This is a genomic window from Streptomyces sp. NBC_01477 (assembly GCF_036227245.1).
Classification (GTDB): domain Bacteria; phylum Actinomycetota; class Actinomycetes; order Streptomycetales; family Streptomycetaceae; genus Actinacidiphila.
The window spans coordinates 944179-969438 of the sequence record NZ_CP109445.1; the positions used below are offsets into that span (position 1 = coordinate 944179).

The window sequence follows — 25260 nt, forward strand, 5'->3', positions numbered from 1 at the left end:
TTTCACGTACCCCGCCCCTGCACCGGCACGCCCGGCGGACCGCCCTGAAACCGTTACGCGTTCCCGGGGGCCGCGGCGGCGTCCGCGGTGTCCCCGGGCGAGTGGTCCAGGCGGGCGGCGAAGACGATCATGTCGTCCTCCTGCTCCGCGCCGAAGACGGTCAGCAGACCGTCGCAGAGGCGCTCGGGGCCGGCCGCCCCCTGCGCGGCGGTCGCCACGCGGAGGTCCTCCATGCGCTCGCTCAGGTCCCGGTCGCGGGTCTCGATGAGCCCGTCGGTGATGAGCACGACGGTGCTGCCCGGATCGACCTGGTGGACGGTCGCGGCCGGCTGCGGAAGGCCGACGCCCAGCAGCGGGCCGTGGTCGCGGAGGTAGTCGCCCTGCTTGCCCGGCCGCATCAGCAGCGGCGGGAGGTGTCCGGCGTTGGCGACCTGGATCACGCCCGCGCCGGGTTCGACCAGGACCACGCAGACGGTCGCGGTCCACCCCCGCTGGTGCAGCCGCATCAGGTGGTCGAGGCGCTCCAGCAGCTCGTGCGGACGGTGCTCCTCGGCGGCGTACGCCCGCAGCGCGTGCCGCAGTTCGCCCATGACGATGGCGGCCTGGAGGGAGTGGCCGACCACGTCGCCCACCGCCAGCAGAAGGCCGGCGGGGGTGTCGACGGCCTCGTAGAAGTCGCCGCCGATCTCGGTCTCGGTGGCCGCGGGCAGATACCGCACCGCCAGCTCCACCCGGGGTATCTGCGGCAGTTCCGAGGGCAGGAAGGTCCGCTGGAGGGTGAGCGCCAGCTGGTGCTCCTCGCCGTAGAGGGCCACCACACCGCGGTTGGTCTCCTCCAGCTCCGCCGACAGCTCCGCGTACAGCGCCATGACGCCCTGGTTGGTCTCGGTCAACTCCGAGTTGAGCCGCTCCAGTTCGTCGCGCTGCGCCCGTGACTCGTCCAGCGCCGCGGCCAGGTCCCTGGTCTGGGCCCGCAGGTCGTCCAGCGCGGTGATCGTCGGCAGGTCGGCCCGCAGCGCCTCGTGGACCCGTACGGCCGCGTCCCCGGCGCTCGTGGCCTCGGGCAGCTCGCAGGCGACCTCGATACGTCCGCCGGAGCGGCCCGCGCCGGAGCGCGGGACGCTCCGCACGTACGGCAGCAGGCGCGCGACCAGGGCGAGCGACTCCTCGCTCGGGTCCCGCTCGTCGGGCCAGGCCAGTTCCACCCGCAGCAGCGGCGGTGCCTGCTCCTCGATGCCGAACGAGGCCATGACCGGGGCGCCGGGGCGCAGCAGGTCGCGGCCCAGTTCGCTCAGCGCGGTGGCCAGGCGCACCTGGTCGCGCTCCTCCATGCCCGCCGCCACGGCGGCGGACTTGGCGCTGCGGCGCAGCGCGAACACATCGTGCTCCGAGTAGAGCGCGCGGCTCACCCCGAGGTCCCGTGTCACCACAGCTCCTTCGCGACCACCACGCTCGCGTCGTCCCGGCGGGTTCCCGCCATCCGCAGCAGACCCGCCGCCACCACGGTCGGCGCGTGCGGCAGCAGGCCCGCCAGGTCCTGCGCGGTCCAGCGTTCGTTGAGCCCGTCGGAGTGCAGCACGAGCGCGCCGAACGGGGGCAGCCGGTGTTCGTACGTCCGCAGCTGGTGCATCTGGTGGCCCACGATGCCCGGCTGCGAGAGCAGGCTGTGCCGGCTGTCCCGGGTGACCAGGGCGGCCGTGATGTTGCCGACCCCGCAGAACAGCAGGCGGCCGTTCTCCGGTTCGACCCGGGCCACGGCGACCGCCGCGCCGCGGGTCCCGCGCAGGGCCTTGTGCAGCTGCTCCATGATCTGCTCCGGCAGCCGTGAGGTGCCGGAGCGGAAGGCCTGCACGGCGCTCTGGCCCGCCAGCGCGGCCATCGGCCCGTGGCCCAGCCCGTCGCACAGCATCACCAGCACGGCCGGGCCGCGGCCGGCGACCGCCGAGCGCACCGGAACCGCGCGCGACGCCCGCCGGGACGCGGCGGCGGACAGCGGCGAAGTGGCCGTACCCGGCCGGCGCTGGGTGCCGGTCAGCGCGGCCCAGTCGTTGACCGCCTGCGCGGGAGGAGGCTCCGGGGCCTGCGGCGGCGCGCCGCCGGCGTCCCGGGCGTCCCGGACGTCGTCTGCGAGGTCGGTGCGGGTCGCCCAGGCGTCGCCGCAGACCTGCTCGCCGCTGATAGGACGGGTGACGCCGCCCACCGCCGGTTCGGCCGCGCCGGGCCGCGGGCGCTCGGCTGCCTGCCAGAACCTGGCCAGCTGCACGGTGCCCTGCCCGGGCCGCGAGTGGATGTCGAAGACGTCGGCCAGCCGCCGGACGGCTCCCAGGCCGATGCCCAGCGTGCCCTCGCTGGAGACGCCGTCCCGCAGGGCCTCGGCCACATCGGCGATCCCGGGGCCGCCGTCCACGACGACGACCTCGACGCCGGCCGTGGCGGGGGTGCGTACGACCCGCAGCAGCAGGGACCCGTCGACGGCGTGGCGGCGCATGTTGGTGGCCAGTTCGGCGACCGCCAGGACCAGTTCCGCGGTGCGGTGCTCGCCGAGCCCGATCCTGCGGCCCAGCGCCGCCGCGGCGCCGCGGGCGGCCTCGGGCTCGTCCCGGAACCACGAGACGTCCTCGTAGTCCACGAGCGGCGGCACCCCTGTGGCGCTCACCTGGCCCACTTCGCGATCGTGACGGTCGTGCCCTGCCCCACGACGCTGTCCAGGAGGAAGTCGTCGACCAGGCGCTTGGACCCGGACAGCCCCAGGCCCATGCCCTTGCCCGAGGTCCAGCCGTCGGTCAGCGCCAGGTCGATGTCCGGGATGCCGGGTCCGTGGTCGACGAAGACGACCCGCACGCCGCGCCGGCCCCTTTCGCTGACCAGGGTCGCGGTCATCGTGCCGCCGCCGCCGTAGATCAGCGCGTTGCGGGCCAGTTCGCTCGCCGCGGTGACCAGCTTGGTCTGCTCCACCAGGGAGAGCCGGCACTCCTGCGCCAGCGCCCGCACCATCTGACGCGCCATCACCACGCCTTCGTTGGCCGTGATGGAGAGCACCGCCGGCTCGGTCACGGCGCGAACACCCGGTCGGGCGGTCCGTCGGACTCCCCGCTGTCGTCCGGGCCGGCCTCCGCCTGCTCCCGGGACCGCTCCAGGGCGCGCAGCCCCTTGTCCAGGGTCAGCGCGGTCTTGACGCCGCCGAGCGACAGGCCCAGCTCGACCAGGGTGATCGCCACCGCGGGGCGCATGCCGACCACCACCGTCTCGGCGTCCAGCATCCGCGAGATCGAGGCGATGGTCGCCAGCATCCGGCCGACGAAGGAGTCCACGATCTCCACGGCGGTGATGTCGATGACCACCCCGTGCGCGCCGGATTCCACCACGCGGGCCGCCAGGTCGTCCTGGAGCGCCATCACCGCGCGGTCGTCCAGGTCGGTCTGGATCGAGACCAGCAGGACGCGGCCTATCTGCAGGATCGGGATCTGCTCGCTCATCGGGCGGTCCCCGCGCCCGGCAGCGTGGTCAGCGCGGTCCCCGAGCGGCGCAGGGCGTGGCGCAGGGCGTCGGCCAGGCTCGCCTTGGTGGTGATGTCCCCGAAGTCGATGCCGAGGGCGACGATGGTCTGGGCGATCTGCGGACGGATTCCGGAGATCGTGCACTCCGCGCCCATCAGCCGTGCCGCGACGACCGTCTTGAGCAGGTGCTGGGCCACCTCGGTGTCGACCGCGGGCACTCCGGTGATGTCGATGATGGCCTGCTCGGACCCCGTGTCGAGGAGCGCCTGGAGCATCTTCTCCATGACCACCATCGTCCTGGCGGAGTCCAGCGTCCCCACCAGCGGCACACCGATCACGCCGTCCCACAGCTTGACCACCGGGGTCGACAGTTCGAGCAGCTGCTCGGCCTGGGCGGTGATCAGCTCTTCGCGTGTCCGCGTGTAGGTCTCGATGGTGAACAGGCCCAGGGCGTCGAGGAGCTGCGCGAGCTGGAGGTACGCCTGGATATCGCCGCTCGCGCCACCGGTGAGGCCGAATTCCAGGACCGGCTTGAGCGCGAACACGCTCAGGGCCGTCTCCGAGGGGGTGAAGCCCTGGCGGGCGCGGTTGCGGGACAGCTCGGTCAGCAGGGCCCGCACCTCGCCGAACTCCTCGCCGTGCGCGTCGAGGCTGCCCTGGCCGAGGGCGGCCAGCAGCGCCGTGTACAGCTCCCGCAGTTCGCGGTCGACCTCCGCACGGCTGACGCGCCCGCCCAGGGAGGACGACACGCGGTCCACCCACTCGGCGGCCGGGTCGCTGTCGGCGCCCGCGCCGGACAGCAATGTCACAAGTCCTTCGGTTCCGCTCGTTGCGACCACAATGCGCTCCCCTACATCGTCTCGAACATCCGACCAGGTCAGGGCACCGCTGCACTGCCTTCGCGTGAGAGCGACGGATCGATGACCGGTCCACCGCTGGCGTAGCTTATCGCCTGATCCGACCGGCTCACGGGCCAGGAGGCAACTGCGTCCCCCGCGCGCCGTTCACAGCGTTGTGCCAGCTCACCGGCCGGGGGCCGGACGCAGCGACAGACGGACGGTGACCCGCTTGCCCGTGGGTGTGAGATCCACCTCGAAGCCTCCGCACAGGGCCGCGACGATCTCCATGCCGTGCCGGCCGATGCGGGCCGGATCGTGGTCCATGACCGTCGCGGGCTGCGAGGAGTGGTCCCAGACGCCGATCTCGACCGCGTCCCCGACCAGTTCGAGGTCCACACCGCACGGGCCGCCGACGTGCTTGACCGCGTTGGTCACCAGTTCGCTGACGACCAGCTGCGCGATCCCCACGACGTCGGCGGGCACGGGCGCGGCGCCCTCGGCGACGACCCGGCCGAGAAAAACCGTGGCCAGCCTCCTTGCCTCCGCTATGGAACCCGACTCACCGTCGTACGTCCCGCTGACACGCACCGCCGCCTCCATCCCCGCTCGCCACCCGACGGGCGAAGGCCGGACACGGCGCTCAGGACCCCGGGCCACCGCACGCGGTGCTTTCGGGGTACGCACTCGGCCGCGTACCGGATCGCCCGCCCCGCCAGGTTTCCTGCTCCGGACCGGCGGAGCGGAAGTTCATGTCATTCAAGCATGTCGGCGGCCCTTCGCCCCGCGAAAGGGGCCGCTACGGAGGTTCGGGGCGGCCCGCGGGGTCCGCGTTCCGGCCCGGAACCGATCCCGGGAGCCCCGAGGTGTTGTCGCCGGCTCAGACCGGGGCAGGAGTCCGGCGTCGGCTGCGGTGTCCGCGGCTCAGGGTTCGAGGGGGTTGTGGTGGCGACTGGCGAGGGCGCGCCGTCCGGTGGGCCGGGACGGGCGGCCGGCGGCAAGGGCCGGGGCGCGGGCGCCGGGACGAAAGGCCGGTACGACGCGGGCGAGGCCGCTCCCGGCACGCAGCGGGCCCCGCGCCGGGAGGGGCGGGTGTCGGTGTTCTTCGGCGCGGTCCGGACGCTGGCCAGGTCCATCGCGGCGGCCTGGGACAAGGACGCGACGGAGCGGGCCGCCGCGCTCACGTATTACGCGGTGCTGGCGCTCTTCCCCGCGCTGCTGATGACGCTGTCGGTCGTCGGGCTGACCGGCAGCCCGGACGCCAGCGGGGTCCCGGGCGGCCTTGAGGTGCTGATGCCCGGGCAGTCCCGGCCGCTGGTGGCCAACACGCTGCGGCACATGGCGGAGAACGCCTCGGCGACCACCTCGCTCGCCACCTTCAGCGGGGTCGGCGCCGCATGGGCCGCGTGCAGCTATGCCGCGGTCTTCCGGCGGGCCCTGCACCACATCCAGGGCGTGGAGGACCACCGGCCCGCCTGGCGTGCCGCGCCGCGCGTCGTGCTCACCGCGCTCCTGCTGCTGGTCCTGCTGGTGTGCAGCACCATCTGTGTGATCGTCAGCGGTGAGGTCGCGCACCGCACCGGTGACCTGCTGCACCTGGGCAGCCCGGTGGTGTCGGCGTGGCGTGCGCTGCGCTGGCCGGTGCTGGTCACCGTGGCCGCGGCCACGGTCCTGATCCTCTTCCGCTCCGGGCCGCCCGGGGCGCGGAGCCTGCGGGCGACCGCGCCGGGCGGCGGTGTGGCGGTCGGCCTGTGGCTGCTCACCTCGGCCGGGTTCGCGATCTACACCGCTCGCATGGGCACGTACAACCGGCTGTACGGTCCGCTGGCCGGGGCGGTCGCCTTCCTGGTGTGGATGTGGTTCAGCAATCTCGCCCTGCTCGTCGGGGCCCACTACAACGCCGAGCGGGCCCGCCGGTCAGGCGCCGCCGCGAAGAGCGGCGCCTGAAGGACACCCGCGGGAGCCCGGCCGGCCGGATCGTACGGCCCGGCCGGCCGGGCCGCTCAGCTGGGGACCGCCGCGCGTACGGCGTCCGGCAGCGTACGGGTGATCTCGTCGCCGAGGCGCTCGAACTCCTTGCGCAGGAAGGGATCGGCCAGCCGCGCCAGGCCGTGGAACCGGATGGTCGCGTCGTAGGTGACGCGCGTCCCCTCCCCCGTCTCCTCGAAGCCGAAGTCGTCGGTGGAGGTGGCGGTCTTGTTGGTGCCGGTGAAGGTCACCCGGCGCTCCTCACGGCGGTCCAGCCGGTAGTCCAGCTCGGTACGGCGACCGCGGAAGACCGAGACGTTGCGCCACCGGGCGCCCACCGCGGGCTCGGCGTCGTCCCCGTCGCGTACGCACTCGCGCGTGCCCGGGTCCCAGTCGACCGCGTGGGCGAAGTCCGCGATGTAGGCGGCGACCGCGGGCAGCGGACGCTCGACGGTGAAGGAGCGGCGGACGTGGACCATGGCGTTCTCCTGACGGACGGCGGTGCGCATGCGGCACCGCTGGCGGTGTGCGGGTGGAGCGGCGGTGCGCGGGTGCGGCAGCAGAGCCGGCGGTGCCGCCATGATCACGCCTACCCGCTGACGGCCGCTTCGCGCCGCCCCGGCGCGCCGCGGTCCGTCACGAGGCATCGGTGCGCGGGAAGACGTACTCGTCGAGCACGATGCCGAGCGCCACGGCCGCCGGAATGGCCACCAGGCCGCCGATGATGCCCAGCAGCGACCCGCCGGCCAGCACCGCGACCACGGTCACCACCGGGTGCACGTCGACGGCGAACCTCATGGCCCGCGGCATGATCAGGTAGTCCTCCGCGACCCGGAAGCCGACGTAGAAGGCCGCGGTGGCGATGGCCACCGGGAGGGAGACGGTCAGTGCCACCAGGCTCACCACGATGCCGCCGACCGTCGAGCCGACCACCGGCACCATGTCCATCAGCGCCACGAAGAAGCCCAGCGCCGCCGCGTACGGCACACCGATGGCCTCGCACCACACGAAGGTGGCGATCCCGGCGATCGCCGAGGTCGCGATGTTGCCGAGCATGTACCGGCCGACCCGGCTGAGGATCTCCTCGGTGACGGCCTCCACCCGGGGGCGCCGGGTGCCGGGGACGAAGCGGTAGCAGAACTGCTTGATCGTGGGCAGCGCCGCCATCATGTAGAGGGTCACCGTGATCACGATGACGGTGGAGGTGATGAGGCTGATCACCAGCTGGCCGGCCCCGAGCACGCCGCCGGCCACCTGGGAGGCGCCGCCGGAGTTCAGCTTCGACTGCGCCTTTTCGATGATGTGGTAGTGGTCCTCCAGCCGGCCCAGGGTGGAGTGGTGGTCGTGCAACTGCTGGCGCCAGCGCGGAATGCCGTCGGTCAGCGCGTTCACCGCGTCGGTGACCGGCGGGATGATCAGCGCGAGGAAGCCGGCCAGCAGACCGGCGAATCCGGCCAGCACCGCCGCCACCGACCAGCCGCGGCGCAGCCCGAGGCGCCCCAGCCAGGCGACGACCGGCTCCAGGCTGACCGCGATGAAGACGGCGAGCAGCAGCAGCGTCAGCAGTTCGCTGAGCCTGAGCACGGTCTGCACCAGCAGCCACGCCAGGATCGCGCCGAGCGCGAGCCCGAAGCCGATCTGGAACCAGGACCGCCGGACGACCGCCACCCTTCTCCCGGGTGGCCGCACCCGTCCGTCCGCGGCCCCGGCCGTGTCCTGCGCGGGCTCCGTGCCGCTTGCGGCGGTCGCGTCGGAGGAGGTCGCGTCCGAGGCACTCGGGGCGACGGCGGTCGCGTCGGCGGCACTCGGAGCGGCGGCGGTCGGGTCGGCCGCAGTCGTGCCGGAGGCGAGCGTGTCGGCACCGGCGATAAGCAGGATCTCCTGCGTCCCGGGGGTGTCGACGCCGTCGGGCCCGTGCGGCTCGGGGGCCGCGGAGCCTGGCCTTGGTACCGCGCGGGCCGGCATGTCGGACACTGCGTCATCCCCCTTCGCCATGATGGTCCCGCCGGGCCCGGTCCCGCGTGCGGAACCCGGGCGCCGGGCCGGCTCTGCGGCCGGCAGCACGGCGTCGGGATTGCGTCTACCCCCGGCCGCGCCGACGATTCGCGCCGATCGCGGCCCCGCGCCGGAGCGCGTCCGCGCCACCGGGCGCCCGGCCCGGGGCCGCGCCGCGCACGGCTCAACGAACAGGCACGACGCGGGGAAACGGCGTCCCGCCGGGGAAGCTCGTCAGATCGGTAAGGCACGGCCCCGGGCGGTCAGTCCTGGCGGTAGGCGAGGAGGGCGACGTCGTCCTCGTGCGGGTCGGTGCCGAGCAGCCGCGCGCAGAGCAGGTCCACGAGGTCGGCGGGCGCCAGGTGCCGGCCGGCGGCCAGCACCCCGGCGGCGCGGTCGAGCCCGGCGTCGATGGTCTCGCGGCGGCGTTCGACCAGGCCGTCGGTGTAGAGCAGCAGCGCGGAGCCGGCGGGGATCGCGGTGCTCGCCTCGGGGCGCCGGTGGCCGGCGAGGACGGCCAGGGGCACCGACTGGGCCGCGTCGAGCCGGCGGACGGTGCCGTCGGGCTCGGCGAGGAGGCCCGGCGGGTGCCCGGCGCTGCTGTAGCGCAGGGTGCCGGCGGCCGGGTCGATGACGCCGCAGAAGACGGTGCTGCAGAAGGCGCCGTCCAGCAGGGCGCCGAAGCGGTCGAGGGCCTCCATGACGTGGGCCGGGCCGCCGTTCTCCAGCAGCAGCGCGCGGGCGGCGCTGCGCAGCTGGCCCATGGTGGTGGCCGCGGGCAGGCCGCTGCCGACGACGTCCCCGACGACGATCCCGTAGCGGCCCTCGGGCAGCGGGACGACGTCGTACCAGTCGCCGCCGACCTCCAGGGTGGAGCTGGCCGGCTCGTAGCGTACGGCGAACGCGGGCGGCAGGTCGCTGGGCCCGAGGATGGCCCGCTGGAGCGCCAGGGCGACCTGGCGCTGCTCGTCGTAGGCGCGGCAGCGGCTCAGGGCGCTCTGCAGGTGGCCGGTCAGCTGGATCAGCGCGGTGCGGTCGGCGACGGAGAAGAAGCGTGCGGGGCTGAACTCGATCCAGACCAGGGCGGGCCCTGTGCCGTCGTAGGCGGGCGCGCCGACCGCGGTGATCCGGGTGTCCTCGGCGGCGCCGTCCTCGTCGGGGACGGTGACCAGGCGGCCCGCGCGGACCCGGTCCTCGGCGTGCGCGGGGGGCAGGTCCGAGGCCGCGGGCGCCGGGCCGGTGGTGGCCGTGGGCACCGGGTCGCCGGCGGCGGTCCAGCGCACCAGGGACGCCCGGGCGGCCTGCCAGGACTTCTGGAGTTCGGCCAGGGCCACGTCCAGGACCCGGGCGCTGTCGTCGATGTCGGCGAGCAGCCCGGCGAGGCGGGCGACGGCGGCGTCGCGTTCCGCGGTCAGGTACTGGGTGGTGATGTCGCGCAGGGTGCCGACCAGCAGGGTGCGCGGGCCGCCGCGCCGGTCGCGTACGGAGTCCAGCGAGATGTCGGCCCACACCCGGTGGCCGTCGCGGTGCCGCAGCGGCAGCACGAACCGCCCCGAGCCCTGCTCGCGCGCGGCGGCCAGCGCCCGCTCGACCAGGGCGAAGCCCTCCGGGTCCTGCTGGAGGGCGGGCCACCAGGGATGCGGTACGGGCCAGGGCAGCTGCCGGGCGGGGTGGCCGAGCAGGTGGGTGAAGGCGTCGTTGACCTCGATGACGGACAGGTCGGCGTCCAGCACGAAGAACCCGTCCTGCATCGCGGCGACCAGCGCGGTGCGCCAGGCGGACTCGTGGGTGCGCAGCCGCGCCATGTCCAGGTTGGAGCGCACCCTGGCGAGCAGGTCGGCGGAGGAGAACGGCTTGGCCAGGTAGTCGTCGGCGCCGCCGGCCAGCCCCTCGACGGCCGCCTCGTCGCCGGCGCGGGCGGAGAGGAAGATCACCGGGATGGCGGCGGTCGCGGGGTCGGCCCGCAGGGCGCGCAGCAGCCCGAAGCCGTCGAGGCCGGGCATCATGACGTCGGTGAGCACCAGGTCGGGCCGCTGCCGCCGGGCCAGGTCGAGGGCGTCCCTGCCGTCCGCGGCCACGGTGACGGTGTAGTGCGGCCGGAGCAGGCCGGTCAGATACGCCCGCAGGTCCGCGTTGTCCTCGGCCACGACGATGGTGTCGGCCCCGGCCGGCGGCCCGGGGGCGGGGCCGGGCTGTACGACCGGTTCGCTCCACCCCAGTGCTTCCGCCAGATGGCTCTCCGCCGCGCGCCCCGGGTGCGTGCGCACCGGCGGGGTCCGCGCCCAGCGTGCGGGAACGGCGACGGTCAGCTCGGTGCCCTCGCCCGGGACGCTGGACGCCCGGGCGTGGCCGCCGTGGAGCGCGGCCAGCTCCTGGACGAGTGCCAGGCCGATGCCCGAGCCCTCGTGGGACCTTCCCCCCGCGGAGCCGGCCTGGCGGAACCGCTCGAAGATGTACGGCAGTTCGTCCGGCGCGATGCCCGTCCCGGTGTCGCGGACGGCGAGTTCCACCGTGTCGTCGGTGGTGCGCAGGCCGACCCGGATCTCGCCGTCCGGGGTGAATTTCACCGCGTTGGACAGCAGGTTGAGCACGATCCGCTCCCACAGCTCGGGGTCCGCGAGCAGCGGGCGCGGCGGCGAGGGGCAGTCGATGACGAAGCGCAGTCCCGCGCGCTCCACGGCGGGGGCGAAGGACTCGGCGACACCGCGGGTGAGGGCGCCGAGGTCGGTCGCGACGGGTTCGGCCCGCATCCGCCCGTCCTGGATGCGGCTGAAGTCCAGCAGGGTGTCGACCAGCCGGCGCAGCCGTCCGGCGTTGCGGTGGACAAGATCCATACGTGCGCGCTGCACGGCCGGCAGCGGGTGCAGGTCGTCGGCGAGCGCGTCCTGCGCCGGCCCCGCGATCAAAGTCAGCGGGGTGCGCAGCTCGTGGCTGACCGAGGTGAAGAAGCGGGTCTTGGCGCGGTCGAGTTCGGCCAGCTCCTCGGCGCGGCGCACCCGGGCGGCCTGGGCCTCGGCGTCGGCCACGGCCTTGGCCAGATGGCCGGCCGCCAGTTCCAGGAACCCCTGGTAGGTGTCGTCCAGCGGCAGGTCCGGGCTGACGCCGAAGACCACCGCGCCGCGCGCCCGCGCGGCGCCGCCGGCCGCCAGCGGCAGGGCGACCGCCGTGTCGACGGTCGTGTGCCCGGTGCGTCCGGCCGCCGGCCGGTGCCCGCCGGCCCGGAGCGGCAGCGCCAGCCCGTGCCGGGTCCTGGCTTCGCCGCCGGCGGCGGCCTGCCAGATCCACGCTCCGTCCCCGGCCGGGGCGACGGTGCAGGGGACCGGCCCGTCCCCGGGCTCGTCCAGGCCGAACCACGCGACCGGCTCGGCGGTCCGCCCGGTGTCCGCCGACAGGTAGACGACGGCGAAGGGCACGTCGTCGCGGTGCGCGTCCAGCACGCCGATCGCGGCCCGGCACGCCTCGCGGACGTCGGTGACCTGCGCCGAGCGCGCCTCGCCCAGTTCGCGCAGCACCCCGAGCCGGCGGGTGCCCAGCACTTGGCCCGTGGTCTCGGTGACGACCGTGAGGACCCCGCCCACCCCGGCGGGCACCGGGATGGCGCTGTAGGCGAAGGTGAAGTAGACGGTCTCGTCGAAGCCGTTGCGCTGGAGGACCAGCTCCAGGTCCTCGCGGTAGGTGGCGGTCCCGCCGTCCATGACCCCGTCGACCCACCCGCCGACCGCCGGCCAGGCGTCGGACCAGACGTGCGGGACCGGCTGGCCCAGGGCCGGGTGCTTGGCGCCCAGGATCGGGACGAAGGCGTCGTTGTAGAGCATCGACAGCTCGGGACCCCACATGATCATCATGGGGAACGGCGAGTTCAGGCAGACGCCCAGCGCGGCGCGCAACTGCGCGGGCCAGTCCTGGACCGGGCCCAGCGCGCTCGACTCCCACGCCGTGGCCGCCACGAGGGCGCTGACCGCGCTGCCGGGCGCCGCCGACAGCAGCTCCGCGGGGAAAGCGGCGCTCCTGTCCCCCTCGCTGCCGGTCGACCCCGCCATCGCGCCCGCCCCTCGCCGTGTACGCCGTCCGGCGGCGCCGCCCTCCCCGCGGGATGGGCCGCGTCCGCGGTACACGGCGATCCAACCGTCCTGCCCCGCCCGGCGCAATCTCGCGAGGCCGCGGTCGCCGGCTCAGGCCGCGGGGGGCGCGCCGAGCGCGGCCTCGACGCTCGGGTAGAGCCGCAGCACGGTGTCGACCCTGACCAGCTCGAACAGCCGCGTCACGGCGGGTCCGGGGGCGGCGATCCGCAGGTCCGTCCTCTGGTGGAAGATCATCACCAGCCGCAGGAACGAGGAGTCGCCGAAGGTGACGCCGCGGGCGTCCAGGACCACCGCGCTGTGCCCGGCCGCGGCGTCCTCGAGTTCGGCGGCGAGGGGGCCGAGCGTTTCGGCGTCGAGGTCTCCCCTGGCCTCGACGACCGGTGTCGGCACCGGGCCGCTCTCGTGTGATGACATGCAGGAAGTATGCCGAAGGTTCGGTGGCCGCGGACGGCGGGCGGACCACCGCTCCGGCGGTCCCGGGCGCTCGCGCGGCGCGCGGGTACGCACACGGGCGGCGTACGATCCCGGGGCAGCAAGAGGTCGCGGAGGAGGATGTCCGGTGCGCATGAGTGAGGTCTACGGTCGTGAATCGGGCACGATCGCGCGCGCACGCATGTGCATGGCGGCCTTCCTCGACGGCGTCCGCGCGCGGACCGGGGTCGCGATCCCGCGGCATGTCACCGACGCCGCCCAGCTGGTGGTCAGCGAACTCGTCACGAACGCCGCCAAGCACACGTCGGGCCCCTACGGCCTGGACCTGGAGTTCGCCGGCCACGGGGTGGAGATCACCGTGTGGGACAGCTCCCCCGAGCCGCCGGTCGCGATGAGCCCCGATCCGCAGCGCATCGGGCGGCACGGGCTGGAGATCGTCTCCGCGCTGACCGAGGCCGTCTCGTCCACGACGACCGACCGCGGCAAGTCCGTCACCGTCCTGCTGCGCCTGCCCGTGGCCGACCCGGCCTGATCCCCCGCGCCGTCACGCAGCGTGACGCTGAGCCGAGAGGGTGAAAAGCGGCCGGGGAATCCGGGCGGCCGGCGCGGTCCGGTCGTAGAGGACGTGGATCAGGGCACACATAGCCCGAGGCGCGGCGGGTCCTGCGGTCGCTTCGACCGGTGGCGGCGTGCGGCGCGACAACGAGGAGGATGTGCAGTGGCGGATTTCCTGACCGATATCGAGACCATCCGCGAGCGGGCCCGCCAGGAGATCGGCAAGGGGCCGGTGACCGACGCCTACGGGGCCGACCTCCCCCGGGTGCTCCAGGTCCTCAACGAGGCGCTGGCCACCGAGATCGTCTGCACCCTGCGCTACAAGCGCCACTACTACACGGCGACGGGGATGTACTCCGAACCGGTCGCCGCGGAATTCCTGGAGCACGCGCAGGAGGAGGAGCAGCACGCCGACAAGCTGGCCACCCGCATCGTGCAGCTCGGCGGGGAGCCGGACTTCAACCCCGACACGCTGACCGGGCGCTCCCACGCGGAGTACGACGCGAGCGCCGGTCTGGTGACGATGATCGAGGAGGACCTGGTGGCCGAACGGGTCGCCATCGCCTCGTACACCGAGATCGTCAAGTGGCTCGGCGACCGCGACCCCACCACGCGGCGGGTCTTCGAGGACCTGCTCGCACAGGAGGAGGAGCACGCGGACGACCTGCGCGGGCTGCTGGAGCGCCTGCCCGCGGAGCGCCGCGACGGCTGAGCGGGGCGCCTTCCGCGGACCGGCGCCGGGGGAGGGGCGTGTGCCCGGTGTCAGTCCGCGGGCTCGTCCGGGGTGTCGGTCGCCGGCGCGGGGCCCGGCCGGGCGGCCGGGGTGTCCTCGCGGCGGTCCGACGGTCGGCTGTCGGCGGCCGGAGCGCCCGCGCCTGGCAGGTCGGGGACCTGGACGACGGGCGGCAGATCGGGCGTGGCATGGGTCGGACGAGATGTGGTCATACCGACATGTCTACCCCGAACCGCCGCTCATACGGCCCCCATGTCGGCGGGCGGGAGCGGGCGGGCCTTCCCAGGCTGGACAGGCGGGCCCACCCCGGCGGCGGCGTGCACGGCGCACCCGGCGCGAACGCCGCCCGCGCCGCGCTGCGCGGCCCGGTCGCCAGGTCCGCGGTCGCCTCCGCCCAGCGGGCCCGGGCCAGGCGCCGGCCTTCTTGACGTGAACGCGTCGTAAGCTGACACTGGCGTCCCCGGCGCTCGTGCGGCCCTCCCGGGTCCCGAGACCGGTCGTCCCCAGTGCGCGACAACGATGTCCGCGAGCCTCCGGGAGGCCTCCTGTGCACCCTCGTTCCGTACGAAAGCCGCACCGGCGCCCTGGAGGGGGCGGCCTGCGCCGGGCGCTGGTCCCCCTCGCGGGGTGTCTGGCGCTGCTGTCCGGGCTGCTGGCCGCCGCCGCGGCCGGGGCGCCCGCGGCCGGCGCCGCGGCGGTGTCCGTCACCGACGGCAGCGCGCGCTTCGAGGTCCTCACCCCGACGCTAGTCCGGCTGGAGTACGCCGGCGACGGCGCCTTCCAGGACGGCGCCACCTTCAACGCGGTCAACCGCTCCTTCACCCCGCCCGCCTACACCACCGACGTGACCTCCGACGGCTACCGGGAGATCAGGACCAGTGCGCTGACGCTGCGCTGGAAGCAGGGCAGCGGACCCTTCACGGCGGCCAACACCACCGTCGCGCTGACCGCGACCGGCGTACAGGCCGAGCCCGCGTTCCCGTCGTACTGCGCCCTCGGCGCCGCGTGCGAGGCCGAGGACGCGCTGTTCAGCGGGCGCGGCGCGGTGGCGTACGACCACAGCGGCCACACCGGGAGCGGCTTCGTGGCCGGCTACGAGGCCACCGGCAGCGGGATCAGCCAGGACGTCTCGCAGATCCCGGCCACCGGCGACTACCGGCTCCAGGTCCGCTACTCCAACGCGGCGGGCGGCACAGGCACCCTGTCCACCCGGGTCAACGGCGCCGCGGGACCCGCGCTGAGCCTGCCCGCGACGTCCTCCTGGGACGCCTGGTCCACCGCCTCTGCGACCGTGCACCTCACCGCGGGCACCGACACCCTGGCACTGGTGCAGAACGCCGGCGACACCGGCCGGGTCAACCTCGACAGCCTCGCCGTCACCCCGGTCGCCACCACCGCCTACCCGGCGGCGCAGACCGACCTGACCACCACCGGCTACGGCGCCGGGCCGGCCGACACCCTCGGCGGCTGGTCGCGGACCCTGGACAACCCCAGGACGCTGCCGGTGCCCGAGCACCCCGGCATCCTCGACCGGCACGGCTGGTACCTGCTCGACGACAGCCGCAGCGCCCTGCTCGGCGCCGGCCACACGGTCACCGACCGCCCCGCCCACAGCGGCAAGCCCTACCAGGACGGCTACTTCTTCGGCTACGGCCAGGACTACAAGCAGGGCCTGTCCGACCTCAACGCCCTGACCGGCGGCACGGACCTGCTGCCGCAGTCGGCGTACGGGGTCTGGTACTCGCGCTACTACGCCTACAGCACGGCCGACTACCAGAACACGCTGCTGCCGGCCTTCCGCGGCCACAACACCCCGATCGACTGGCTCGTGGTGGACACCGACTGGAAGTCGCCGACCCAGTGGAACGGCTGGAACTGGAATTCCGCGCTCTTCCCCGACCCGCAGGCGTTCGTGAACTGGACCAAGCAGCAGGGCCTCGCGGTCGCGATGAACATCCACCCGAGCATCAACGGGGACGACCCGAGATTCGCCGCCGCCAACAGCCAGGCGGGCGGGCTCACCGTCGACAGCGGGAACACCTACCGCTTCGACTGGTCCAGCCCCTCCCAGCTCGCCGCGTACCTCGGCCTGCACCAGCCCTTCGAGCAGCAGGGCGTACGGGAGTGGTGGCTGGACTACTGCGGCGGCTGCGGCGGCTCCACCGCGAGCGACCCGCACGTCGCCCCCGACAACCTGATCAACCAGGCGTACGCCGACGACGCCGCGGCCAAGGGCCTGCGCGGCTTCTCCTTCGCCCGCCTCGGCGGCTCGGAACAGGGCGGCGACGACAGCAACTACGCCCTCGGACCGTGGTCGGAGCGCCGCACCACCATGCAGTTCACCGGCGACACCCCGGCCACCTGGGACATGCTCGGCTTCGAGGTGCGCTTCACCGCCGACGAGGCCGCCGCGGGCCTGTCCAACGTCAGCCACGACATCGGCAGCTTCCACGGCGGCCACCTGCCCGACGACCTGTACGTACGGTGGCTCCAGTTCGGCGCCTTCCAGCCGGTCGACCGCCTGCACTCCGACCACGGCGACCGGCTGCCGTGGAATTACACCGGCGCCGCCGAGACCGCCGCCGAGCAGGCGCTGCGGCTGCGCGAGTCCCTGGTGCCGTACACCTACACGCTGGCGCGGCAGGCCAACACCACCGGTGTCCCCGTCGTGCGCCCGATGTACCTCGACTACCCGGCGCAGGAAGCCGCCTATCACGCGCAGGGCCAGTACCTGTACGGCGACGACGTGCTGGTCGCGCCGGTCACCACCCCGAACGACACGTCGGGCAACGGCTCGGCGTCGGTGTGGATCCCGCCGGGCACCTGGACCGACTACTTCACCGGCCACACCTACACCGGTCCCGCGACCGTGACGATCACCGACCCGCTCGGGCAGTTCCCGGTGCTGATCAGGGGCGGCGGCATTCTGGCCACCCGCACCGACTACACCGACAACGCGCAGCAGCCGCTCACCGCGCTCACCGTCAACGTCGCGGCGGGCGCGAACGGTTCGTTCTCGCTGTACTCCGACGCGGGCGAGGGCGCCGGCTACACCATGGGCCAGTCGGCGACCGCGCCGCTGTCCTGGAACGACACCGCGCGGACGCTCACCGTCGGCGCGCAGAGCGGCAGTTGGCCCGGCGCCCCGACCACGCGGGCGTACACACTGCGGCTGTCGAACTCCGCGGCGCCGACCGCGGTTCTCGTCGACGGCGTCCAGGTGCCGGAGACCGGCTGGTCGTGGAATCCGCAGCGCCGCACGGTCACCGTCACCACGGCCGCGCTGCCGCTGAACTCCGCGCACACCGTCGCGCTGACCGGCAGCGCGACGGCCAACCCGGCCACCGGCGAGGTCATCGGCTACGCCGGCCACTGCCTGGACGTCCGCGGCGGCGCCGCCACCGACGGGGCCGCCCTCCAACTGCTCGACTGCGACCACGGCGCGGGCCAGCAGTTCGCGCTCCAGGCCGACTCCACCCTGCGCACGCTGGGCAGCTGCGTCACCGCGTCGGGCGGCGGCACCGGCAACCGCACCCCGGTCGCGCTCGCGGCGTGCGCGGGCTCGGCCGCGCAGACCTGGACCCACCGCACCGACGGCAGCCTGCTCAACCCGGCCTCGGGCCGCTGCCTCGACGTGCCCGACAGCAACCCCGCGCCAGGCGCCGTCCAACTCCAGCTCTACGACTGCAACGGCACCGGCGCCCAGCTGTGGAAGCTGCCGCCGGGCCCGCTCGGCGGCCCCGGCGGCCTGTGCGCCGACGTGGCGAACGCCGACCCGGCCTCGGCGACCCCCGTACAGCTGTGGGGCTGCAACTCCACCGACGCGCAGCGCTGGTCGGCGCCCGGCGACCGTACGCTGCACACGCTGGGCAAGTGCCTGGACGCGGCGGCCGGCGGCACCGCCAACGGCACCCGGGTCCGGCTGTGGGACTGCAACGGCACGGGCGCGCAGGCCTGGACGAGCCGGCCGGACGGCACCGTGCTCAACGCGCAGTCCGGGCGCTGCCTGGACGACGCCGGCGGCCTCCAGCAGCAGGGCGACGCGCTCCAGCTCTACGACTGCAACGGCACCGCGGCGCAGGTCTTCCGCCTGCGCTGACCGCCCGGGCGCCCCTCGCGCCCGGCCCCGGGGTCACCTCAGCGTGCTGCCGGACACGTCCGGCGTGCCCGCGCCGATGCAGAAGACCCCGGGGTAGCCGGCCGTGGCGAAGCCGTGGCTGGGGTTGGAGCGCAGGGTGGAGCGGCGCAGGGCCAGGGTGCCGGTGTGGTCGTTGCTGACGAAGAAGAAGGCGCCGCCGCCCTCCTTGGCGTCGTTGTGCGCGATCAGCGAGCCCTCGACGCGGACGGTGTAGCGGTTGCCGTCGGTGTACACCCCTCCCCCGCTGCCGCCGCCCGGGGTGCCGCCGCGGGCGGGGTTGGCGCCGCTGCCGACCGCCGAGTTGTAGCTGATGACGCTGTTGAGCACCACCCACGACACCCCGATGCTGCTGAGCGCCCCGCCGTTGGAGCAGACCCCGCCCTCGCCGGGCGCCCCGCCGAAGGTGCTGCCGGTGATGTAGACGGGCAGTCCGTGGTATTGGTCCAGGACGCGGATCGCGGCGCCGCCGAGGTCCGGTCCGCTGCGGTCGCAGCGGTTGCGCACGAAGCGGTCGTTGACGGCCTTGAAGCGCCCGCCGCGCACGAGGATCGCGCCTCCGCCGCCGCCCTCGGCCGTCTCGCCGGTGGAATCGCCGTCGGCGAAGGCCAGGTTCTGCACGGTGAGTTCGGGCGTGCTCTGGTCCTGGCAGTGCGAGGTCGTCCACCCTTGCGCCTGGTCGCAGGTGTCCATGGAGAGGATGCGCCGCTTTCCCCCGCCGCTGAGCGTGACCTTGCCGCCGCCGTCGAGGACGACACGGGCCGAGGCGTTGCGCACCTTGGCCGTCGCCTTCATGGTGATCACCACGGGACGCGGTCCGCAGGAGAAGGTGATGACCCCGCCCTTGGCGACCGCGGCCACCACCGCTGCCGAGGTGCAGCTCGCGGGGGTCCCGCTGCCCACGGTCCTGGTCGGCTTCGAGGTGTCGGCCGCCCGCGCGGCGGCCGGCACCGCCGCATGCCCGTCCGGGTTGCCCGCGTGCGCGGCCGAAGCCGCCTTCGGCGCCGTCGTGGCCGGGGACGGTTCGGGCCGGCGGGTGCTCGACACGGTGGCCGGCGCCGAGGGCGCGGCGCTCGCGGCGGCCGTCGTCACGGACGCGGACGCCGCCGGCGCCCCGGCGTGAGCGGAGCCGCCGCCGGACGCGCCGCAGCCCGTCAGGAGGGCGCAGGCGAGCAGGCAGGAAAGTACGGGTGCCGCGGCGGTCGTGGGGCGCATCGCCCGATGCTATGCCGGTGCCCGCGCACCGCGGACACCGGCGGCCCCGGAGGGCGGGCACGGGCCGGCTACTCGAAGAACTTCAGGCTCCAGCCGGTGTCGGCGGTCGGTCCCGGCACGTTGGCCCGGCTGTAGGTGGTCCCGCCCCACCAGCAGAAGGAGCCGGTGTACCAGTAGCGGTTGTCCCAGGAGTACGGCGTCCCCTTCGGCACCGCGTGGAACATCAGCGGGAAGGTCGGACCGGCGGGCGGGCTGGTGGCGATGTCGCCGTTGAGCAGCACGAAGCTGTGGTGGCCCGGGCCGTTGACGTGGAGTGTGGGGTCCCAGCCGGGCATCATCGTGGCGGCGTCGGAGCCGAACAGGCAGCCGTTCGACTTGTACCAGTCCCACACGTACGTCGGGTCGCCGCCGGACCGCAGCCGCAGGTCGGCCAGGCAGTACTGGTCGCTCCAGCTGCCGTTGGCCGAGTACACGATGTGCAGCTGGCCGCTGGGGTCCTTGACGGCTTCCGGCGCCTCGTTGATGAAGGGGTTGCCGACCACCCGCTCCCAGCTCTCCCGCGGCTGCGAGATGATGAAGCGCGCGCCGGTCGGCGCGGTCGGACTGCTCATCCGGGCGATGTAGAGGTTCTGCTCGACATTGGTGTCGCCGGCCCAGCCCGACCAGACGAACCAGCGCTGCCCGGCGAAGGTGAACATCGTCCCGTCGATCGCCCATTTGCCGTCCGGCAGGGCGAGCTGCGTCTCGGCGCCGTATCCGCTGTCCGGGGCGGCGGAGCTGATGACGAACATCCGGTGGGCCGCGCCGGTCCCGGCCGTGAAGTAGATGTAGTAGCGACCGCCGTCGGTGACCAGCTCCGGGGCCCAGACCTCGCCGCGGCCGCGGGTGTCGGACCAGACCTGCCGCGCGGGTGCGGAGGCCAGGGCGGCCGTCGAGGCGGCCTGCCGGACGGCGATCCCGCCGCCGGCGGACTGTACGGAGATGTAGGTGCTCCCGACCCGGATCACACTCGGGTCGGCCGCCCGCAGCGTGGTCTGGCCGGCCCGGGCAGGGGCGGCGCAGACCAGCGGGACCACCGCGGCCAGGGTCGCGGCCAGCGCGAAGGCGGCGGCGCCGCGCAGACATCGGAGAAGCTTCATCGTCCCGTCCCGTGATCGGCCTCCGCTTCGGCGTCGGGGCCGGCGGAGGAACAGCGGACTGGTGGGAGCACGCCTCAGCAGGATCGTAACTAGTCCTGTCCATGTCAACACCATGGCCGGACGGATACCCGGTCCGCGGGGTCCGCGCGGACTTGCCGGCGACTGGCATGCCCGGAGCAGGAGTGGGTGGCCGTGTCGGGGTAGGCGCCAGGAGCGGCCGGTTCTGTGCGGTCGACTTGTCACGGTTGCGGTAGGACGGTGCGGCCGGCAACGGCCGCGGTCGGGGGCAATCGTCGTTCCAAGGGTGGTGTGGTGAGTATCAGCGAGGTCTACAACGGCGAGCCGGCGGACATCGCCGCTGCCAGGCGCCTTGCGGCGGAGCTTTTCAGCGGTCTGACCAGGTCGGGGAGGCCGGTGTCCGCCACGGTGGTCGCGGATGTGCACCTGGTGGTCAGTGAACTGGTCACCAACGCGGTGAAGCACACCCGGGGCTTGTTCGGCCTGGATCTGCGCGTCGCCGACGACGTGGTGGAGATCATGGTGTGGGACACCTCGGAGGAACCCGTCGCGGCGATGACCCCCGACCCGGCCCGGGTGGGGCGGCACGGTCTGGAGATCGTGACGGCGCTCTGCGGCGGCTTCAAGGTGGCGGCCACACCCAAGGGAAAGCGGATCACCGCGCAGATGGCACTGCGGCCCGTGGCCTGAACGACACCTCCGCCGCGGTCTCGCGGGAGCACGCGCGGCCGCGGCGGGACCCGCCGGGGGCACGGCTGCGACGAGGGCCGCCGCGGCCTTGCGGAGAGGGATCACGATCGGCACGGCGCCCGCCGCGCTCCTACGGAGAAGGGCATGCCCCGAGACGTCCCGCGGGGAGACATACGACGGCTGCGCGCGACCACGGAGGTCGCGCGCAGCCGTTGCTCTTCCCGGGCTTCCGGGTCGCTCACGCCTCGGTGAGCATCCCGGCGCGGAGCTTGGCCAGCGTGCGGGAGATCAGCCGCGAGACGTGCATCTGGGAGTAGCCGAGTTCGGCGCCGATCTCGGCCTGGGTCATCTCCTGGCCGAAGCGCAGCTGGAGGATCAGGCGTTCCCGGTCGTCCAGCTTGCCCAGCATCGGCGCGAGCGCGTGGAAGTCCTCGACCAGTTCCATGGCCGGGTCCGGGGCGCCGATGGTGTCGGTGTAGGAGCGGCCCGCGTCCTCGCCCTCGTCGCCGCCGGCGGGTACGTCGATGGAGCCCGCGGTGTAGCCGTTGGAGGCCACCAGGCCCTCGATGACGTCTTCCTCGGTGATCTCCAGGTAGGCGGCGAGTTCCGCGATGGTGGGCACCGCGTCCAGGACGGCGGTGAGGTGGTCGCGGGCCTTGGCCAGCTCCACCCGCAGCTCCTGGAGGCGCCGCGGCACATGCACGGCCCAGGAGGTGTCGCGGAAGAACCGCTTCATCTCCCCGACGATGTACGGCACCGCGAAGGTCGTGAACTCCACCTCGCGCGACAGGTCGAACCGGTCGATCGCCTTGATCAGCCCGATCGTGCCGACCTGGAGGATGTCCTCCATCTCCTCAGGACCGCGGCCGCGGAAGCGGCGCGCGGAGAACCGCACCAGCGACATGTTCATCTCGATCAGGGTGCTGCGCGCGTACGAGTACGCGGCCGTGCCCTCTTCCAGGGACTGGAGCCGGTCGAAGAACAGCTTCGACAGCTGCCGGGCGTCCTTGGGCGCGACCTTTCCCGCTTCTTCGATGAACGGCAGCCCGTCCACGGCCGGAACACTGTGGAAGGGCTGCGCCGTCTTCGTCGTTGTTCCCGCGCCGTATGTGGTTGCCGTCATGTGGTCGCCCAACGTTGTCGAGTAGGTCGACGGGCGTCTACCCGGCATCACACGCGGCACACCCGGAGATTTCCGGGAACTTCGCGCCGCCTCGCACCGGTTCACTCCCGGTTCGTTACCGGGCCTGGTGAATTCCTGGGTCCGGGTGTGGAAAAATCAGCGCGTCAGACGGCGTTCGAGTTGCGGAGCGGTCATGAATGCCAGTCCCGTCCCCGAGGGCGAGCCGGTGCTGAGAGTCACCGTCGCGCTCGGCGAGCCCAGTGTGGTCACCGTGTCGGGAGACGCGGACCTCGACGGGCAGTCGGCCCTGCGCGAGGCCGTGGACCGAGCGCTGGCCCACCACCCGCACCTGGTCTTCGACCTGGCCGGGGTCAGCTTCGCCGACTCGACCTTCCTGACCGTTCTCGCCACCGCCCGCCTCGCGGCGCTCGAACAGGCCGGGAGCGTCAGCCTGCTGGCCGTCAGCGCGCCGGTGCAACGTCTGCTCGACCTCACCGGCGCCGCGGTGCTCTTCCCCGCCGTCGCGCCGGGCCGGCCCGAGCCGTCCTGAGCCGCCCGCACGTCGTACGCCCGGGCAGGAGGTCAGCGCCCCGGCAGCAGGTCAGCGCCGGCCGGCGCGGTGGGGCCGGCGGCGCGGTCCGATGTGCTGGGCGGGCTCGACCGGTTCGACGGGCTCACCCGGCCGCGGCACCCCGGCCCCGGCGCCCTCGGGCAGCGCCCCGCGGTGCAGCTGGCGCCCGACCAGCGCGCCGCCGAAGATGACGAACCCCACCCCGATCAGCCAGCTCTGCACCATCAGCACCGTGCCGACCGGGCCGTACGTCACCGCGCTGGTCAGCGTCAGGGGCGAGAGCACCAGCACCGAGAAGACCCGCAGGCCCACCAGTCCGACCATGGTGCACACCGCGCCGGTGAGCGCCGGGCGCCCGGGGACGCGGTTGCCGAGCAGGAAGCGCTGCCCCCACCAGAAGAAGAGCACCCCGCAGGCCAGGGTGAAGGCGATACGCAGCGCGGTCGCCGGGACACCGCCGTCCAGCACCGTGCCGCTCTGTGCCTCCACGAACAGATACGCGGTCAGCGCCGCCAGCCACACCGCCCGCCGCCAGGCCGCGTGCCAGGGGCTCGCCGGCAGCGCCCAGATCCGCTCGTAGCCGGTCGCCACGCTCGCCGCGAAGGACAGCCCGAAGACCGCCAGCGCCGCCAGGCTCAGCGCGCTGGTGGTGCTCAGCACCTTGCCCGGGGTGGAGAAGAGCCGCCGCACGGTCTCCGCGGGCCCCGCCGACAGGCCCATGCCGTCCACGATCCACTGCGCGAAGCCCGAGCGCTGGTACGGCACGGCCGCCGCCACCACGATGAGCAGCGGCATCAGCGTCACCAGGCCGAGCGCCGCGAAGCCCATCGAGCGGTGCATCAGCTCCATGTCCGCGCCCTGCTGCCAGATCCGGCCCGGCGCCGAGCGCCGCCATGCCTCCCTCGCCCGGTCCGCTCTTCCGGCCACTTCCCCGCCCCCTCCGGCCCCGCGTCGCCTCCGGCGCCCGCGCGGCCCGCACGGATCGCCACCTCTGCGGATACCCCCCGGCCGACCTCGTACGCGGCGGGTTTCGGCCGGTGCGGCGAGCCGGGAAGCGCTCTTCCGGTACGCATGAGGCGCGTGGCGCGGGGCAGGCGCCTCCTCGGACGAGAGGAGTGAGGTCATGAGCGACAGCGACAAGACGCGGGCGAAGACCGAGCAGGCCACCGGCAAGGTCAAGGAGGCGGTCGGCCGCGTCTCCGGCGACCGGGATCTCGAAGCCGAGGGCCGCGGCGACCAGGCCAAGGGCGACGTGCGCCAGGCGGGCGAGAAGATCAAGGACGCCGTGAAGCACGTCCGCGAGGACTGACACCACCGTCGGGACACGACGGTTCCCCGCGCCCTGCAGGGCGCGGGGAACCGTCGTGTCCGGGGCCGCGGTTCACCGGCCCGCGCGGGACCGGTCGCGTCAGCCGTCGCCGTCCGCCGCGGGCGCCGCCGCCAGCGCGTCGAGCAGATCGGGGGTCGTGGTGGTGAAGCCGAAGCACTGGCGGGTGTTGAAGACGGCCGCGTCGTGGCAGTAGGACGGCGAGGTGGTCGCGGACGCGTCCGTGAGCATGACGACGTCGTAGCCGGCGCACGCGCCGTCCACGAGGGTGGCGTACACGCACTGGTCGGAGTTGATGCCCGCGAAGAGCAGGGTGTCCACCCGCAGATTGCGCAGGACGCTGTCCAGCGGGGTGTCCCAGAAGCCGCTCATCCGGTATTTGTCGACCCGGATGTCGCCGGGCTCGACGGTAAGCGGCGCTGCCAGATCGGCGCCCCAGCTGCCCGAGGTCAGGATCCGGGAGTCCGTGCCGGGGATGCGGAAGCCGATGCCGTGGCCGGTGCCTTCCGGGTCGAAGACATGCGCCACGCCCGGCGGGAGGTTGGCCCGGTCGGGCCGGTTGCCCCAGGTGAGCCACACCACGGGTACGCCGGCGGCGCGGGCCGCGGTGACCGCCCGGGCGCTGTGCTCGACCGCGCCGGCCAGCAGCGTCACGTCGATGCCGGCGATGTCCAGGGCGCCGCCGGGGGTGCAGAAGTCGTTCTGCAGGTCGATCACGATGAGCGCCGTACGCGATAAGTCGAGGACGACGGGTGCGGGCTCGGTGCGCAGCGGCGCCGGCCGCGCGGCCAGCGCCGGCCGGCGCAGGTCGATGGCGCCACCGCCGAACTGCCAGCGGTTGCGGTGCCGCAGGGGTGCGGCGTCGTCGTCGGTCATGGTGTGCCCTCCACGGTGGCGGAAGCCTTCTCGGCCGGTGCGGGCTGTCGAGCCGCCTTCGGACCTTT

At 74.0% G+C, this 25260-nt stretch carries 25 protein-coding genes; 9 read left to right on the forward strand and 16 right to left on the reverse strand.

Translation table 11 applies throughout. The features are described from left to right. Positions 1–53: 53 nt before the first annotated feature. The 6 genes from OHA86_RS03715 to OHA86_RS03740 form a co-directional block, all read right to left on the reverse strand. Positions 54–1427: a PP2C family protein-serine/threonine phosphatase gene (locus OHA86_RS03715; RefSeq protein ID WP_329172435.1), complete on the reverse strand. Its 1374-nt coding sequence runs from the start codon at positions 1425–1427 to the stop codon at positions 54–56. Continuing rightward, entirely contained in the window at positions 1424–2656 is a 1233-nt protein-coding gene (locus tag OHA86_RS03720) for an ATP-binding protein (RefSeq protein WP_443071625.1), read from the reverse strand. Before OHA86_RS03720 ends, OHA86_RS03715 begins: the two co-directional genes overlap by 4 nt. Beyond that, a complete protein-coding gene (locus OHA86_RS03725) occupies positions 2653–3006 on the reverse strand; it encodes an anti-sigma regulatory factor (protein WP_329182207.1) in 354 nt (117 codons plus the stop codon). The genes OHA86_RS03720 and OHA86_RS03725 overlap by 4 nt, the downstream gene beginning before the upstream one ends. 44 nt (positions 3007–3050) lie before the next feature. Further along, the gene (locus OHA86_RS03730; protein WP_329172439.1) at positions 3051–3476 is read right to left on the reverse strand and encodes an STAS domain-containing protein; all 426 of its coding nucleotides are present in this window, start codon (positions 3474–3476) and stop codon (positions 3051–3053) included. Beyond that, positions 3473–4306: an STAS domain-containing protein gene (locus tag OHA86_RS03735; RefSeq protein ID WP_329172441.1), complete on the reverse strand. Its 834-nt coding sequence runs from the start codon at positions 4304–4306 to the stop codon at positions 3473–3475. Before OHA86_RS03735 ends, OHA86_RS03730 begins: the two co-directional genes overlap by 4 nt. 213 nt (positions 4307–4519) lie before the next feature. Further along, positions 4520–4924, reverse strand: a complete 405-nt coding sequence (locus OHA86_RS03740; protein ID WP_329172442.1) for an ATP-binding protein — start codon at positions 4922–4924, stop codon at positions 4520–4522. Between the two features lie 354 nt (positions 4925–5278). Here OHA86_RS03740 and OHA86_RS03745 point away from each other — a divergent pair, with 354 nt between their 5' ends. Further along, on the forward strand, positions 5279–6280 hold the full coding sequence (locus OHA86_RS03745) for a YihY/virulence factor BrkB family protein (protein ID WP_329172444.1): 1002 nt from the start codon (positions 5279–5281) through the stop codon (positions 6278–6280). A gap of 56 nt (positions 6281–6336) precedes the next feature. On the opposite strand, the gene OHA86_RS03750 is transcribed toward OHA86_RS03745, so the two are convergent. The 4 genes from OHA86_RS03750 to OHA86_RS03765 all read right to left on the reverse strand — a co-directional run bounded on the left by OHA86_RS03750 (position 6337) and on the right by OHA86_RS03765 (position 12792). Further along, the gene (locus OHA86_RS03750) at positions 6337–6780 is read right to left on the reverse strand and encodes an SRPBCC family protein (RefSeq protein WP_329182209.1); all 444 of its coding nucleotides are present in this window, start codon (positions 6778–6780) and stop codon (positions 6337–6339) included. 157 nt (positions 6781–6937) lie between these two features. Continuing rightward, positions 6938–8266, reverse strand: a complete 1329-nt coding sequence (locus OHA86_RS03755) for an AI-2E family transporter (protein WP_329182211.1) — start codon at positions 8264–8266, stop codon at positions 6938–6940. A gap of 293 nt (positions 8267–8559) precedes the next feature. Then, positions 8560–12336 carry a SpoIIE family protein phosphatase gene (locus tag OHA86_RS03760; RefSeq protein ID WP_329172446.1) on the reverse strand — a complete coding sequence of 1259 codons (3777 nt, stop codon included), beginning with the start codon at positions 12334–12336 and terminating at the stop codon, positions 8560–8562. A gap of 132 nt (positions 12337–12468) precedes the next feature. Beyond that, positions 12469–12792 (reverse strand): STAS domain-containing protein, encoded by a 324-nt coding sequence (locus OHA86_RS03765; RefSeq protein WP_329172447.1) that lies wholly within the window; start codon positions 12790–12792, stop codon positions 12469–12471. 151 nt (positions 12793–12943) lie between these two features. On the opposite strand from OHA86_RS03765, the gene OHA86_RS03770 reads away from it, so the two are divergent. Then, positions 12944–13342: an ATP-binding protein gene (locus OHA86_RS03770; RefSeq protein ID WP_329172449.1), complete on the forward strand. Its 399-nt coding sequence runs from the start codon at positions 12944–12946 to the stop codon at positions 13340–13342. A gap of 186 nt (positions 13343–13528) precedes the next feature. Next, complete coding sequence (locus OHA86_RS03775) at positions 13529–14077, forward strand: ferritin-like domain-containing protein (RefSeq protein ID WP_329172451.1); 549 nt, start codon at positions 13529–13531, stop codon at positions 14075–14077. Between the two features lie 50 nt (positions 14078–14127). Here the strand turns inward: OHA86_RS03775 and OHA86_RS03780 are convergent, their stop codons facing one another. Then, entirely contained in the window at positions 14128–14310 is a 183-nt protein-coding gene (locus tag OHA86_RS03780; protein ID WP_329172453.1) for a hypothetical protein, read from the reverse strand. A 6-nt stretch (positions 14311–14316) separates the two neighbouring features. On the opposite strand from OHA86_RS03780, the gene OHA86_RS03785 reads away from it, so the two are divergent. Next, the gene (locus tag OHA86_RS03785) at positions 14317–14526 is read left to right on the forward strand and encodes a hypothetical protein (protein WP_329172455.1); all 210 of its coding nucleotides are present in this window, start codon (positions 14317–14319) and stop codon (positions 14524–14526) included. 119 nt (positions 14527–14645) lie between these two features. Next, positions 14646–18197 (forward strand): ricin-type beta-trefoil lectin domain protein, encoded by a 3552-nt coding sequence (locus OHA86_RS03790; RefSeq protein WP_329172457.1) that lies wholly within the window; start codon positions 14646–14648, stop codon positions 18195–18197. A 33-nt stretch (positions 18198–18230) separates the two neighbouring features. Here the strand turns inward: OHA86_RS03790 and OHA86_RS03795 are convergent, their stop codons facing one another. After that, a complete protein-coding gene (locus OHA86_RS03795; protein ID WP_329172459.1) occupies positions 18231–19040 on the reverse strand; it encodes a hypothetical protein in 810 nt (269 codons plus the stop codon). Positions 19041–19065: 25 nt separating this feature from the next. Between OHA86_RS03795 and OHA86_RS03800 the strand changes: the two genes are divergently transcribed. Further along, entirely contained in the window at positions 19066–19356 is a 291-nt protein-coding gene (locus OHA86_RS03800) for a hypothetical protein (RefSeq protein WP_329172461.1), read from the forward strand. A gap of 160 nt (positions 19357–19516) precedes the next feature. Here the strand turns inward: OHA86_RS03800 and OHA86_RS03805 are convergent, their stop codons facing one another. Next, on the reverse strand, positions 19517–20587 hold the full coding sequence (locus OHA86_RS03805) for a glycoside hydrolase family 43 protein (RefSeq protein WP_329172462.1): 1071 nt from the start codon (positions 20585–20587) through the stop codon (positions 19517–19519). Between the two features lie 312 nt (positions 20588–20899). Here OHA86_RS03805 and OHA86_RS03810 point away from each other — a divergent pair, with 312 nt between their 5' ends. Further along, positions 20900–21295, forward strand: a complete 396-nt coding sequence (locus tag OHA86_RS03810) for an ATP-binding protein (protein WP_329172463.1) — start codon at positions 20900–20902, stop codon at positions 21293–21295. Positions 21296–21533: 238 nt separating this feature from the next. On the opposite strand, the gene OHA86_RS03815 is transcribed toward OHA86_RS03810, so the two are convergent. Further along, positions 21534–22418, reverse strand: coding sequence for an RNA polymerase sigma factor SigF (locus OHA86_RS03815; RefSeq protein ID WP_329172464.1), 885 nt, complete (start codon positions 22416–22418; stop codon positions 21534–21536). A gap of 193 nt (positions 22419–22611) precedes the next feature. Here OHA86_RS03815 and OHA86_RS03820 point away from each other — a divergent pair, with 193 nt between their 5' ends. Then, on the forward strand, positions 22612–22968 hold the full coding sequence (locus tag OHA86_RS03820) for an STAS domain-containing protein (protein WP_329172465.1): 357 nt from the start codon (positions 22612–22614) through the stop codon (positions 22966–22968). A 51-nt stretch (positions 22969–23019) separates the two neighbouring features. Here OHA86_RS03820 and OHA86_RS03825 read toward each other — a convergent pair whose 3' ends face one another. Then, entirely contained in the window at positions 23020–23838 is an 819-nt protein-coding gene (locus OHA86_RS03825; RefSeq protein WP_443071962.1) for a ribonuclease BN, read from the reverse strand. A 274-nt stretch (positions 23839–24112) separates the two neighbouring features. Here OHA86_RS03825 and OHA86_RS03830 point away from each other — a divergent pair, with 274 nt between their 5' ends. Next, positions 24113–24298, forward strand: a complete 186-nt coding sequence (locus OHA86_RS03830; protein ID WP_329172469.1) for a CsbD family protein — start codon at positions 24113–24115, stop codon at positions 24296–24298. A gap of 99 nt (positions 24299–24397) precedes the next feature. Here the strand turns inward: OHA86_RS03830 and OHA86_RS03835 are convergent, their stop codons facing one another. Next, positions 24398–25192: a cysteine hydrolase family protein gene (locus OHA86_RS03835; protein ID WP_329172471.1), complete on the reverse strand. Its 795-nt coding sequence runs from the start codon at positions 25190–25192 to the stop codon at positions 24398–24400. Positions 25193–25260: the final 68 nt, after the last annotated feature.